This window comes from Emcibacteraceae bacterium (assembly GCA_041396985.1).
Lineage (GTDB): Bacteria > Pseudomonadota > Alphaproteobacteria > Sphingomonadales > Emcibacteraceae > Pseudemcibacter.
The window spans coordinates 108,240-120,954 of the sequence record JAWKXO010000002.1 but is presented as its reverse complement, the minus strand read 5'-3'; the positions used below and the strand labels follow the sequence as shown (position 1 = coordinate 120,954).

The 12,715-nt window shown below is 45.1% G+C and carries 10 protein-coding genes; 6 read left to right on the top strand and 4 right to left on the bottom strand.

Going from position 1 to position 12,715, the window contains the following annotated elements:
• The first annotated feature begins 69 nt into the window (after positions 1-69).
• The 5 genes from sucC (at position 70) to lpdA (ending at position 7,800) form a co-directional block, all read left to right on the top strand.
• Positions 70-1,239, top strand: coding sequence for an ADP-forming succinate--CoA ligase subunit beta (gene sucC, locus R3D86_05180; protein MEZ5757596.1), 1,170 nt, complete (start codon positions 70-72; stop codon positions 1,237-1,239).
• A complete protein-coding gene (gene sucD / locus R3D86_05175) occupies positions 1,239-2,114 on the top strand; it encodes a succinate--CoA ligase subunit alpha (GenBank protein ID MEZ5757595.1) in 876 nt (291 codons plus the stop codon). Before sucC ends, sucD begins: the two co-directional genes overlap by 1 nt.
• Positions 2,115-2,182: 68 nt before the next feature.
• Positions 2,183-5,119, top strand: a complete 2,937-nt coding sequence (locus R3D86_05170) for a 2-oxoglutarate dehydrogenase E1 component (GenBank protein ID MEZ5757594.1) — start codon at positions 2,183-2,185, stop codon at positions 5,117-5,119.
• Between the two features lie 21 nt (positions 5,120-5,140).
• Positions 5,141-6,370, top strand: a complete 1,230-nt coding sequence (gene odhB, locus R3D86_05165) for a 2-oxoglutarate dehydrogenase complex dihydrolipoyllysine-residue succinyltransferase (GenBank protein MEZ5757593.1) — start codon at positions 5,141-5,143, stop codon at positions 6,368-6,370.
• Between the two features lie 23 nt (positions 6,371-6,393).
• Complete coding sequence (lpdA, locus tag R3D86_05160; GenBank protein MEZ5757592.1) at positions 6,394-7,800, top strand: dihydrolipoyl dehydrogenase; 1,407 nt, start codon at positions 6,394-6,396, stop codon at positions 7,798-7,800.
• A 73-nt stretch (positions 7,801-7,873) separates the two neighbouring features.
• On the opposite strand, the gene R3D86_05155 is transcribed toward lpdA, so the two are convergent.
• On the bottom strand, positions 7,874-9,763 hold the full coding sequence (locus R3D86_05155; GenBank protein MEZ5757591.1) for a methyltransferase domain-containing protein: 1,890 nt from the start codon (positions 9,761-9,763) through the stop codon (positions 7,874-7,876).
• A 308-nt stretch (positions 9,764-10,071) separates the two neighbouring features.
• Between R3D86_05155 and R3D86_05150 the strand changes: the two genes are divergently transcribed.
• Positions 10,072-10,272, top strand: coding sequence for a hypothetical protein (locus R3D86_05150; GenBank protein MEZ5757590.1), 201 nt, complete (start codon positions 10,072-10,074; stop codon positions 10,270-10,272).
• A gap of 113 nt (positions 10,273-10,385) precedes the next feature.
• On the opposite strand, the gene R3D86_05145 is transcribed toward R3D86_05150, so the two are convergent.
• Genes R3D86_05145 through fsa form a run of 3 tightly spaced genes read right to left on the bottom strand, consistent with a single transcriptional unit; the run spans position 10,386 to position 12,712 of the window.
• Entirely contained in the window at positions 10,386-11,342 is a 957-nt protein-coding gene (locus R3D86_05145) for a tyrosine recombinase XerC (protein ID MEZ5757589.1), read from the bottom strand.
• Positions 11,321-12,025: a DUF484 family protein gene (locus R3D86_05140; GenBank protein MEZ5757588.1), complete on the bottom strand. Its 705-nt coding sequence runs from the start codon at positions 12,023-12,025 to the stop codon at positions 11,321-11,323. The genes R3D86_05145 and R3D86_05140 overlap by 22 nt, the downstream gene beginning before the upstream one ends.
• A 30-nt stretch (positions 12,026-12,055) precedes the next feature.
• Positions 12,056-12,712, bottom strand: a complete 657-nt coding sequence (gene fsa, locus R3D86_05135) for a fructose-6-phosphate aldolase (GenBank protein ID MEZ5757587.1) — start codon at positions 12,710-12,712, stop codon at positions 12,056-12,058.
• Positions 12,713-12,715: the final 3 nt, after the last annotated feature.

Here is a 12,715-nt window from a genome sequence, read left to right as displayed (position 1 = left end):
AAGGGTTTTCTTAATCCTTATTCTTTATGACGTATAAACGAAAAACTAGCGGGAAAAAGGTATAGACCTATGAATATTCATGAATATCAGGCGAAAGAACTGCTTCGGCAGTATGGTGCACCGGTACTTGACGGTGGCATCGCCTATACAGCGAAAGAGGCAGAGCAGGTTGCCAAGGATCTTGGTGGACCGGTATGGGTGGTAAAGGCCCAAATCCATGCAGGCGGACGTGGTAAAGGCGGCGGTGTAAAAGTCGTAAAATCTGTTGAAGAAGTGAAACAGGTTGCTTCGCATATGATAGGAATGAATCTGGTAACCCATCAAACTGGCCCTGCCGGCAAACAGGTCAATCAGGTTTATATTGAAGACGGGTGTGCGATTGCAAATGAGCTTTATATCAGTCTTCTGGTTGACCGCGAAAGCAGCCGCGTCGCTATTATTGCCTCGTCAGAAGGTGGTATGGATATTGAAGAAGTGGCAGCAAAGACGCCTGAAAAAATCATTACGGTAACGATTGATCCTGCAACCGGACTATCCGGCTTTCATTGCCGGAAAGTGGCCTATGCAATTGGGTTAACAGGTAAAGCGGCCAGTGCCGCTGTAAAAGTGATCGCATCTCTATATAAAACATTTATAGAAAAAGATGCCTCAATGCTTGAGATTAATCCGCTTGTTGTCACAAAAGATGACGAAATCGTCATTCTTGACGCAAAGATGGGATTTGATGGCAATTCACTCTTCAGACATAAGGATGTGGTTGAGCTTCGTGACCCGACAGAAGAAGACCCAATGGAGCTAGAAGCAGCAAAACATGAACTGAGCTACATTAAGCTTGATGGCAGCATTGGCTGTATGGTCAATGGCGCCGGGCTTGCCATGGCCACAATGGATATCATCAAATTAAAGGGCGGATCTCCGGCAAACTTCCTGGACGTTGGCGGTGGAGCAACCAGAGAACGGGTTACCGAAGCGTTCAAAATTATCCTGAGTGATCCGGCTGTTGAGGGAATTCTTGTTAATATCTTTGGCGGTATCATGCGCTGTGATGTGATTGCAGAAGGTGTGATCGCTGCTGCCAAGGAACTTTCACTGAATGTGCCGCTCGTTGTGCGTCTGGAAGGAACTAACGTAGAAAAAGGCAAGGAGATTATGAATAATTCCGGTCTGAATATTATAGCGGCATCTGATCTTGGTGATGCTGCAGCTAAAATTGTAAAAGCTGTAGGGGAGGCAAGCTAATGTCTATTTTCGTAAATTCACAAACAAAAGTAATCTGTCAGGGATTCACCGGAGCACAAGGTACTTTCCATTCTGAGCAGGCCATTGCCTATGGTACTAAAATGGTTGGCGGTGTCACACCCGGTAAAGGTGGCACTAAACATCTTGATCTTCCGGTCTTTAACACTGTTGAAGAGGCTGTGCATAAAACAGAGGCCAATGCCTCCGTCATATATGTACCACCTCCTTTTGCAGCAGATGCTATATTAGAAGCAATTGATGCCAAGGTTGAGCTGATTGTCTGTATTACAGAAGGTATTCCCGTACTTGATATGGTCAAAGTGAAGCGCGCTCTACAGGGCTCGAGTTCCCGCCTGATCGGTCCCAACTGCCCGGGTGTCATCACACCTGGTGAATGTAAAATCGGGATTATGCCAGGCCATATTCATATGAGAGGATCAGTTGGCTGTGTTTCAAGGTCAGGTACTCTGACTTATGAAGCTGTGCATCAGACAACTGTCGCGGGTCTTGGTCAGACCACCTGTGTTGGTATTGGCGGTGATCCTGTAAATGGCACAAACTTTATTGATGTTCTTGATGGCTTCCTTCATGATGATGAGACACAGTCAATTATCATGATTGGTGAAATTGGCGGTTCAGCAGAGGAAGATGCTGCGGAATTCCTTAAATCCCATAAAATCAAGAAGCCGGTAGTAGGCTTTATTGCCGGGCGGACGGCCCCTCCAGGACGGACAATGGGTCATGCCGGGGCGATTGTTTCAGGTGGCAAAGGCGGAGCAGAAGACAAGATTGAGGCAATGAAAAGTGCTGGCATCGTCATTTCAGATAGTCCATCTGAACTCGGTACGACAATGTTAAAGGTCTTAAAGGGTTAAACGTTTATCAATCCTTTAAGAGTAAAAGTTGATCCAACGGTTTGATTATTAAAACAGGCTCGAATAAAATGAGTATAGAAACCAAAGAAAATCTTTTTAACGGCGCCAGTGGTGCATTTGTTGAAGAATTATTTGCCAGATATTCCCGTGATCCATCCTCTGTGGATCCTTCATGGCAGGCTTATTTTGAAGAACTGGCTGATGATGCCCGTCTTCTAATGGGTGCGGGTAAGGAAAAACCGGGTGCATCATGGACGCGGAAGGACTGGCCTTATAATGAAAATGATGACCTGACAGATGCGCTTAACCCGGGTTATGAAGCAAAGGTTGAAAATAAGAAGGGCAAATCGACGGCTTCTGAAGCTGATATCAGGAAAGCGACGCTTGATTCAATCCGCTGCTTAATGATGATCCGCACTTACCGGGTTCGCGGACACCTGCATGCAAATCTTGACCCTCTCGGGCTTACTGAAAAACCATATCATTCTGAACTTGATCCACAAACTTACGGATTTGGCGAAGGTGATCTGGACCGTGACATTTTCCTGGATAATGTATTGGGGCTTGAAACAGCCACTGTCAGGGAAGTCATGGCAATTCTGGCAAGAACTTATTGTTCAACATTTGGTGTTGAATTTATGCATATTAACAGTGCTGAAGAGAAAAGCTGGATTTTGAAACGTATTGAGGGCCGAGACAAGGAAATACATTTCACCAATGAAGGCAAGCTTGCAATCTTGCAGAAACTGACAGAAGCAGAGGGTTATGAAGGCTACCTTGCCAAGAAATATGTTGGCACAAAAAGATTTGGTCTTGATGGTGCTGAAACGCTAATTCCGGCATTGGAAGCTGTCATTAAAACAGGTGGACATATCGGTATTAAGGAAATTGTTATCGGTATGCCACACCGTGGCCGGTTAAATGTTCTGACTAATGTGATGAGTAAACCTTTCAAGGCAATTTTCCATGAGTTTCATGGAGGGTCATCAACGCCGGATGAAATCGAAGGATCAGGCGATGTTAAATACCATTTGGGGGCATCTTCGGATCGCTCATTTGATGGTAATGACGTGCATCTGTCACTTACCGCCAACCCGTCTCACCTTGAAGCGGTGAACCCGGTTGCTCTTGGAAAAACAAGAGCCAAACTCATGCAGCGCGGCGATAAATCCGGCTCAAGTGTTCTGACACTTTTACTTCATGGTGATGCCGCCTTTTCCGGTCAGGGAATTGTCGCTGAAGGTTTCGCACTCAGTGACCTGCGCGGGTATCATACTGGTGGTACAATTCATGTGGTGGTCAATAACCAGATCGGTTTTACCACATCACCACATTATTCGCGTTCCTCACCCTATCCTTCAGATATGGCCAAAGCAATTCAGGCACCGGTATTTCATGTGAATGGCGATGATCCGGAAGCGGTTGTTTTTGCCATGAAACTGGCAACTGAATACAGACAAACATTCAAAAAAGATGTGGTCGTTGATATGTTCTGTTACCGTCGGTTTGGTCATAATGAAGGCGACGAGCCGTCCTTTACACAGCCACTGATGTATAAACGGATAAAAAATCATCCGACAACACGTGAAATTTATGCTGAAAGATTATTTCGTGAAGGACTACTGACCGCATCCGAGGCCGATCAGATGGTCAAAGATTTTCATAGTTTTCTGGATGTGGAATTTGAAGCCGCTAAAAATTATAAGCCTGTTAAGGCTGACTGGTTTGCCGGTAGCTGGACCGGTCTTGAACGTCCGGATGCCGATATCCGCCGTGGCAGCAAAACAGGGGTTAATATTGAAGATCTTAAGGATCTTGGTCATTTACTGACGACAGTTCCCGATGGATTTAAAATTCACAGAACGTTGCAACGCACTCTTGAAGCAAAAGCACAAATGTTTGAAACTGGTGAGAATTTTGACTGGGCAACAGCAGAGGCGCTTGCCTTTGGTACGCTGATCCGTGAAGGTCACCGCGTTCGCCTGTCCGGTCAGGACAGTCAACGTGGGACTTTCTCGCAGCGACATAGTGTATTTGTTGATCAGGAAACGGAAGAACGTTATGCACCGCTGGCCCATGCCGGTCAGGGGCCGGATGCTCATGCCACTTATGAAGTAATTGATAGTGCCCTTTCTGAAGAAGCAGTGCTCGGATTTGAATATGGATATACTTTGGCTGAGCCAAATGCCCTTGTGATCTGGGAAGCGCAGTTTGGTGATTTTGCCAATGGCGCCCAAATGCTTTTTGACCAGTTTATATCCAGTGGTGAAAGCAAATGGTTGCGCTTCAGTGGCCTTGTCGTCTGCCTTCCGCATGGCTATGAAGGTCAGGGTCCGGAACATTCATCGGCCCGTCTTGAACGGTATCTTCAGCTTTGCGCAGAAGACAATATGCAGGTGGTTAACTGTACAACGCCCGCTAACTATTATCATGTGCTCAGACGTCAGATGAAGCGTAAGTTCCGCAAGCCTCTGATCATTATGACACCGAAATCATTGCTTAGACATAAACTGGCGACTTCAAAAATAGAAGATATGGGTGCCGGATCAGAATTTCATAGAGTTTTATGGGATGATGCAGAATCAGATCCACATAAAACAATTGAGATCAACAAGCCAAACGGGATCAAACGCCTTATTCTCTGTACAGGTAAAGTCTATTATGACCTGATGGCTGAACGTGATATCCGAGAGCAGAAAGATACATATATTATGCGTATTGAACAGCTCTATCCATTCCCGGCCGAGGCTCTAACCAAGGAAATCAAAAGATTTAAAAATCTTGAAGCCGTGGTCTGGTGTCAGGAAGAACCCAAAAATATGGGTGCCTGGAGCTTTATTGATCCACTAATAGAAGACGTTCTTACCAATGTTGGTGGTAAGGTGAAACGGCCGGCTTATGCCGGACGTAAGGAAGCGGCCTCTCCAGCAACAGGGTTGATGGAAAGACATAAAAAGCAGCAAGCGGATCTGATTGATCAGGCTTTAACAATTAAGAAAAGATAAGAACAATAAGGAGTTGGTCATATGACCGTCGAAATCCAAGTGCCGGTACTCGGCGAATCAGTATCTGAAGCAACTGTTGGAAAATGGTATAAAGCCGTTGGTGATGCAGTTGCCGTTGACGAAGTTGTTTGCGAACTTGAAACAGACAAGGTTGCCCTTGAAGTGACTGCATCTGTTGCAGGGGCTCTTTCTGAAATAGTCGCAAAAGAAGGAGATAATGTGGAAGTCGGAGCAATTCTTGGCAAAATCGATGAAACGGCTCAGGGTAAGGCGGCTGATAAACCAGCTGCTGCAGATACGCCCGCCAAAGAAGAAAAGCCAGCCGCCAAGGCTGAAGCGGCTCCAGTGGCAGTCGCGGCGTCCGCTAAATCTGGGACTAATGCAAGACCGGCAGCGGCAAAGCTGGCTGCTGAAAAAGGGATTGACGTTTCCAAAATTGCAGGAACAGGTGCTGGCGGAGCAGTGACCAAAGCAGATGTGCTTGCACATATTTCAGGCGGACCGGCACCGGCAGTTCAATCCACTACTCCGGCAGCAGAAGTTGTTGCGGCACCACAGGAAGAGGTGGTTCCAATGACCCGTCTGCGCCGCACAATTGCCAAGCGTCTTAAAGATGCACAAAATACTGCGGCTATGCTGACCACTTATAATGAAGTGGATATGACGGCTGTTATGAACCTTCGCAAACAATATCAGGAAACTTTTGAAAAGAAACATGGGTGCCGACTTGGCTTTATGTCTTTCTTTGCGAAAGCCTGTACCGCAGCGCTGAAGGAAATTCCGGAAGTAAACGCGGAAATCCGCGAAGACAGTATTGTCTATAAAAACTATTATAATATTGGTGTTGCGGCGAGCACGCCAGCAGGCCTGGTTGTTCCGGTTGTTCGTAACTGCGAGAAGCTTGGTTTTGCGGATATTGAAAAAGAAATCAGTCGCCTTGGCGGACTTGCCCGTGATGGGAAACTTGCGATGGAAGATATGATGGGTGGAACATTCACTATTTCAAATGGCGGTGTGTTCGGCTCTCTTCTTTCATCACCGATTTTGAATGCACCGCAATCCGGTATTCTGGGAATGCACACTATTCAAAAACGGCCCGTTGTTGTGAATGATCAGATTGTCATCCGTCCGATGATGTATCTGTCCCTTAGCTATGATCACAGGATTGTTGATGGTAAAGGGGCGGTGACGTTCCTGGTGCGGGTCAAAGAAAATCTGGAAGATCCACAGCGTCTGGTTCTTGATCTTTAATTGAATGAAAATGGAAGTTCATTATGAGTGATAAATATGATGTCGTTATCATCGGCGGTGGACCCGGCGGTTATGTTGCAGCAATCAGAGCAGCTCAGCTGGGACTAAAAACGGCCTGCGTGGAAATGCGTGGTGCCCTAGGCGGAACATGCCTGAATGTTGGCTGTATTCCGTCAAAAGCGTTACTGCATGCATCAGAGCTTTATGACGAAGCCAATGGCGGGATGGAAAAATACGGAATTTCAACAGGGAAGCTTTCTATCGATATTGCCAAATTAATGAAGCACAAAGACGGGGTTGTCAGCGATCTGACCGGCGGCATTGAATTTTTGTTTAAAAAGAATAAAGTTGATTATGTAAAAGGTCGTGGCAAAATTGCCGGTGCCGGCAAAGTTGATGTTGAGCTTAATGACGGTGGCAACCAGACGTTAGAGACTAAAAATATTGTCATTGCCACCGGATCTGATGTTGCGGGTCTTCCCGGTATTAAAATTGATGAAAAAATTGTTGTTTCCTCAACCGGGGCATTAAGCCTGCCAAAGGTGCCAAAACACCTGGTCGTGATTGGTGGTGGTGTAATTGGGCTTGAGCTGGGATCCGTTTGGAAAAGACTTGGTGCGGAAGTGACTGTTGTTGAATTTATGGACCGCATCACGCCGGAAATGGACGGCGAAGTTTCAAAAACTTTTGCCAGAATTCTTAAAAAACAGGGTTTTAGCTTTAAACTTAAATCAAAAGTGACCGCTGTTAAGACGACCAAAACGGGTGCTACGGTAACCGTTGAACCGGCAGCGGGTGGTGATGCAGAAACAATAAAAGCGGATGCCGTCCTGGTTTCTGTTGGACGTCGCCCTTATACAGAGGGACTTGGTCTTGAAGAAGCCGGCATTAAAATGACCGATCGCGGTCAGGTGGATATTAATGATCATTTTGAAACAAATGTTCCGGGAATATATGCCATTGGGGATGTGGTGCGCGGTGCAATGCTGGCCCATAAGGCCGAAGATGAAGGCATTGCGGTTGCGGAAACCATTGCCGGTTTTGCCGGACATGTTAATTATGATGCCATCCCAGGCGTGATTTATACAATGCCGGAAGTGGCCAGTGTCGGTAAAACCGAGGAACAGCTTAAGGATGCCGGTATAGCTTATAATGTTGGCAAGTTTCCGTTTACCGCCAACAGCCGGGCTAAAGCAAACAGCCAGACTGATGGTTTTGTAAAAATTCTCTCATCTCAGGATACGGATAAAGTGCTTGGTGCCCATATCATCGGAGCGGATGCTGGCAATATGATTGCCGAAGTGACTCTGGCCATTGAAAAAGGCCTGACCGCAGAGGATATCGCCTATACGTGTCACGCACACCCGACCGAATCTGAGGCGGTTAAGGAAGCGGCAATGGCAGCGGGCGGATCTCCTATTCATATGTAGGAATTCCGGAATTCAGAAATTGTAATAAAGGCGGCCTATGTGCCGCCTTTATTATTCTCAGAAATAATATTATTTATCGCAGGCGCAGTCTTCGTTCGGCGGCCTCAATAATCTTTGCCAGAAGATCAGAATAGGATAGTCCTGCGAAGGAAGCCATCAGGTTTAATTTTCCGTCCCAGCACCATCCCGGGTTTGGGTTTGCTTCAAGAAGCTTTAAAGTGCCATCGGCATCAGCACGGAAATCAAAACGCGCATAATCCCGGCATCCAAGCCTTTCAAACAATATGCTGGACCAGTTAATCAGGTTGCGCTGGCTTTCTTCGTCAAGCTCAGCTTTTTTATAGCTTATCTCGCTCCAGTAAGGAGAGTTTGGATCCCATTTTGACTCGTATCCGAGGATTTTAGGAAGTCCTTCATCAAGCTTGCTGTAATCCACCTCAAGAACGGGTAGCGGGTTCAAGCCCAGGCTCGGATTGCCAACCAGACCAACGCTGAATTCCCGCCCTGTAAGGAATTCCTGTACCAGAATAGACGTTCTTGGCAACTGTTCTCTAAGACCGGCAATATATTCAATGGCCTCTTCGGCAGAATGCACAACAGCTTTAGATGTAATGCCGATGCTGCTGTCCCCTTCGCAGGGTTTAATGAGAGCTGGCAGGATTGAGGGTATAGTGACCATTTGATCATCAGGACCAAAATATGTCTCGAGTGGCACAGGAATATCACAAGACATGGCAATTGACCTTACAATGGCCTTGTTATAACAGATAACCAGGGATTGCGGGTTGGCACCGGTATAGGAAATACCCTGCATTTCCAGAAATGCGGGAACATGCATTTCCATAGTGGCATTATTCATAAAGCCTTCATCACACAAATTTAATACAAAATCAGATTTGATTTTATTGAGAGATTGTACCAATGTGGCATGGCTATCTATATAGTGGAACTTATACCCATCCAGCTCAGCAAGTGCAGATTTTAATTTATTAATAGTGGCAATATCTTCTTCATTGAACTTTCCACCAAGTTTGACTGTATCCGGAAGACTTGGGTCTCCCATGAGAACAGAAATATTTCTTAGCGGGCGTGACTTATCTGCCACTTGCTGGCTTTTTACAGGGCCAAGAGCCGTAATTAAATTGCGGCGGGCCATCATGCCAAGATCTTCATGACGTGTTGAGTCCGGTTCAATCTCAGCATGGTGCTGGATATCTTTAAAGCCGACTTTTTCGAGTAATTGGGTAATGCGTACTTTCGAATAAAGACGTTCTGCATAAAACTGGTCGGCAATCACGCCGTGTTCAGCATGAACTATAACTTCTCTTGAAATTAGTCTGTCACCATCCTGGGATAAAGATCTTTCACGACAGACAAACTGATTTTTATCTATCCATTCCCAGGAGCGGGGCTCAAAATGCTTTCGCATCCAGTCGCCATCGGTTAAATCAAGCGCCAGTTTGCCCTCTGATTTCAAAACTTTTTTAACAGCATTTAAGACGGCAACATCATCCTCTTCATTGTCAAAGTACCCAAATGAGTTGCCCATCATTATCACGCAGTCCTGGGAATTGGATGAAAGTGAAAAATGTCTGGCGTCCCCTTCCTTAAACTGAATTTTCAAAAAGGCTGCTTTTGCCCTGCGTCGGGCAAGCCGGATCAGGTAACCGGATCTGTCAATACCGGTTAGAAAATTGTAGCCTCTATTTGCCAACTCAATCGTATGACGTCCCTGACCGCAGCAAAGGTCAAGAATATGATCATTTTTCTTAAGATCCAATGCACTGATAATTCTATCCACTTCATGTTTTGTAATGTCGCTATTTTCAACGACATCACCGTCAGTGTCTAAATAGACAGCGTTAAATAAAGTGCGCCACCAGTCTACGGGCAGATGGCGTTCAAGATCCGGCAAAGGGCCTAAGGTACGTTGAGTTGGATTTTTATCCTGTGATGATGACATCAGTTTGTTCCTGAAGATTAATTTAAGTTTATGTGAGGCTATTAGTTTAGCCTATTTTTTTGCCCTTTTACACTCTTTATATTATTTGAAAAGCGCATAATTTTAATGATTAATATGCAATAATTAAATGAATGAATATCAACGGATATTTTGAAAACCTGAGAGAATATAATCTATACAAAAAAGGATATGACCTAAGCATCTATTTATATTCTAAATATAATTTATGTGAAATATTCGATAGTCAAATGTTATATTTTGGATATTATTTCATTTGAGATTAACAAGGAGTCGTTTTGGAGAGGACGATGAAACAAAAGAAATACAGTAAACATTCAGAATCATATCCGCGTAAAAAATTGGATTCATATGATTATGACGACTTTGATGACGACTACTATGAAGATGTGGTGCAAGATAGAAAAAATAGTCAATCCAAACGTCATCGCCCACCCAGAAGAAATGCCCGACATGATCGTGCATTTAACGATTATGGAAAAGACTATTAAAAATTAAGCAAGTTCACAAACTTACGGGAAATTCAAGCCGTTCATTTATACCTGATATTGATCTATCCGAGGTATTTTTGAGCGGTTTGTTTTATTGGATTTAAGGCTATTGCTTATTTCTTTGCTGATGGGTGGGCGTTATTATAAACATCCATCAGATAAGCTGTGTCCACATCTGTGTAATGTTGCGTCGTGCTAAGATCGGCATGACCAAGCAGCTCCTGTATAGTGCGTAAATCACCACCGGCACTGAGCAGATGAGTGGCGAAGCTGTGCCTTAAAGCATGGGGCGTCGCCGTTGAGGGAAGACCCAGAGCAATGCGAACCTTTTGCATGGCAAGCTGAACATTCCTCGCATTGAGCCTTTTTCCCTGAACGCCAATAAAAAGTGGCTCACCAGGTTTTATATCTTTTGGGCATGCCGCAAGATATTGATCGACAGACTGGGTAACAATGGGGAGAAGCGGGACTAGTCTTTCCTTATTGCGTTTGCCCCGCACTGTCATAATATCTTTCCTGTCCAGATCTCCCATATTCAGACTTAAGGCCTCTGCCACCCGCAATCCACAGCCATAGAGCAGGGTCAGAATTGCAATATCCCTAAGTGCCACCCAGTCATTGGTAGCCGGTGATGCAAAATCGCCGACATCATTGATAACCCGTTTTGCCGCCGTTTCACTTATAGGACGCGGCAGGCGTTTTTTGAGTTTTGGGCTACTGACAGCATCAATGGCATCATTTTTTAGAATTTTATTTCGGCGCAGAAATTTATAAAATGCGCGCACAGCACTGAACGACCTTGCCATGCTTGCCGGGGTCAGTCCATCGCGCCGGCGCGAAGCAAGGTAACTTCTGAAATCGGCTGGCTTAAGCTCTTCCAGATCAGATTTTGTTGGCGATTTTCCTTGATAAGAAGCGACAAAAGATAAGAATTTTGTGACATCGCGCATATAGGCTTCATGAGTGTGTTTTGAAACACGTTTTTCAGATACCAGGTAATCCTGCCACTGGTTAAGAAGTGGGGTAATGGATGGAAACAGGGTGTGGTCTAATTTTTCTGCTTTAGCCATTGGATCAGGCATTTATGAAATGATTTTCCCAAAAATCGAAGCAGTTCTGTACCTTGCCCAGGATAAAACATGTCGGCATCCCGGCTACCAAACGCAAGAATACCGGGCGGGTTAAGCTCTGTCGCCGGAATTTTGATCAGTGCTTCCGCGTTGACCAATGATTTTGCAGGGCCAAAAATTTCTTCGGATGCTTCTACATCGGTTCTTAGCTGAACAATATCATCTTTTCCGAGATATTCATCAACGCTTCCTGCCGGTAGAAGGGCTGCTTCATGTAGTTCAGGTGGCGCGACTTCATGATCTTTTTCGAAACATATACGTATCACATCTATATGCAGATTATCGGCCCAGTCTTGGGTAACAATATGACCAAGTTGTTCGATGTCATGACTATCCAGCAGGGCAAGAACTGCTTCGTGAACCTGAACCTGCGTGGTCAGGTTATTACGGCTGGTATCGATTAAATGTCCCTGATTAAACTGCAGTTCTTTAAGATTATGCCGGATTTTTTCGATCATCATATTCTGAAAGTCAACCACCTCATCACCGTTGCTGCGATCCGGCGGTGTCAGTACACTGAACAGGTCCGGGTTTTTAATGAGAAAATCCGGATTATTTTTCAAATAAATTTTAACGTCCGAAGCATTGATTTCGTCGTTAATTTTTGCCTTTTCGCCTGACATAATATCGTCCGTTTATTCTTTTTCTTTATTTTATCCGCTAATTTTTTGGCCGGTTTTCTTCCAGTCTTCAACGAAGGCCGCTAGCCCGCTGTCAGTCAGGGGATGTTTAAACAGCTGATGAACTACCTTTGGCGGTATTGTTGCCACATCAGCGCCAATTAATGCACTCTGCAGAATGTGAAGATTATGACGGGTGCTGGCAACAAGGATTTGTGTATCAAAATTATAATTATCATAAATGGTTCTGATATCCTGTATAAGGGACATGCCATCATGGGCCACATCGTCAAGACGGCCGACAAAAGGGGAAATGAAAGTCGCCCCGGCTTTGGCGGCAAGCAGTGCCTGACTGGCAGAAAAGCAAAGGGTCACATTGACCATTTTACCCTGATCGGAAAAATGTTTGCAGGTTTTTAGCCCGTCCGGTGTCAATGGCACTTTCAGGCAGACATTGTCCGCAATATCATAAAGGGCAGCCGCCTCCTTGACCATTGTCGCATAATCCGTGGCGGCCACTTCTGCGCTGACAGGGCCATCCACCAAATCACAAATTTCTTTTGTTACTTCAAAAATATCACGGCCAGACTTTAAAATAAGAGATGGATTTGTGGTGACACCGTCTACCAGGCCAAGATCCACCAGAGGTCTGATTTCGTCAATTTCTGCTGTATCAATAAAAAATTTCATGAT

Coding starts and splice junctions, on each gene's coding strand:
- sucC (MEZ5757596.1), top strand. CDS start 70: ATGAATATTCATGAATATCAGGCGAAAGAACTGCTTCGGCAGTATGGT.
- sucD (MEZ5757595.1), top strand. CDS start 1,239: ATGTCTATTTTCGTAAATTCACAAACAAAAGTAATCTGTCAGGGATTC.
- R3D86_05170 (MEZ5757594.1), top strand. CDS start 2,183: ATGAGTATAGAAACCAAAGAAAATCTTTTTAACGGCGCCAGTGGTGCA.
- odhB (MEZ5757593.1), top strand. CDS start 5,141: ATGACCGTCGAAATCCAAGTGCCGGTACTCGGCGAATCAGTATCTGAA.
- lpdA (MEZ5757592.1), top strand. CDS start 6,394: ATGAGTGATAAATATGATGTCGTTATCATCGGCGGTGGACCCGGCGGT.
- R3D86_05155 (MEZ5757591.1), bottom strand. CDS start 9,763: ATGTCATCATCACAGGATAAAAATCCAACTCAACGTACCTTAGGCCCT.
- R3D86_05150 (MEZ5757590.1), top strand. CDS start 10,072: ATGAAACAAAAGAAATACAGTAAACATTCAGAATCATATCCGCGTAAA.
- R3D86_05145 (MEZ5757589.1), bottom strand. CDS start 11,342: ATGGCTAAAGCAGAAAAATTAGACCACACCCTGTTTCCATCCATTACC.
- R3D86_05140 (MEZ5757588.1), bottom strand. CDS start 12,025: ATGTCAGGCGAAAAGGCAAAAATTAACGACGAAATCAATGCTTCGGAC.
- fsa (MEZ5757587.1), bottom strand. CDS start 12,712: ATGAAATTTTTTATTGATACAGCAGAAATTGACGAAATCAGACCTCTG.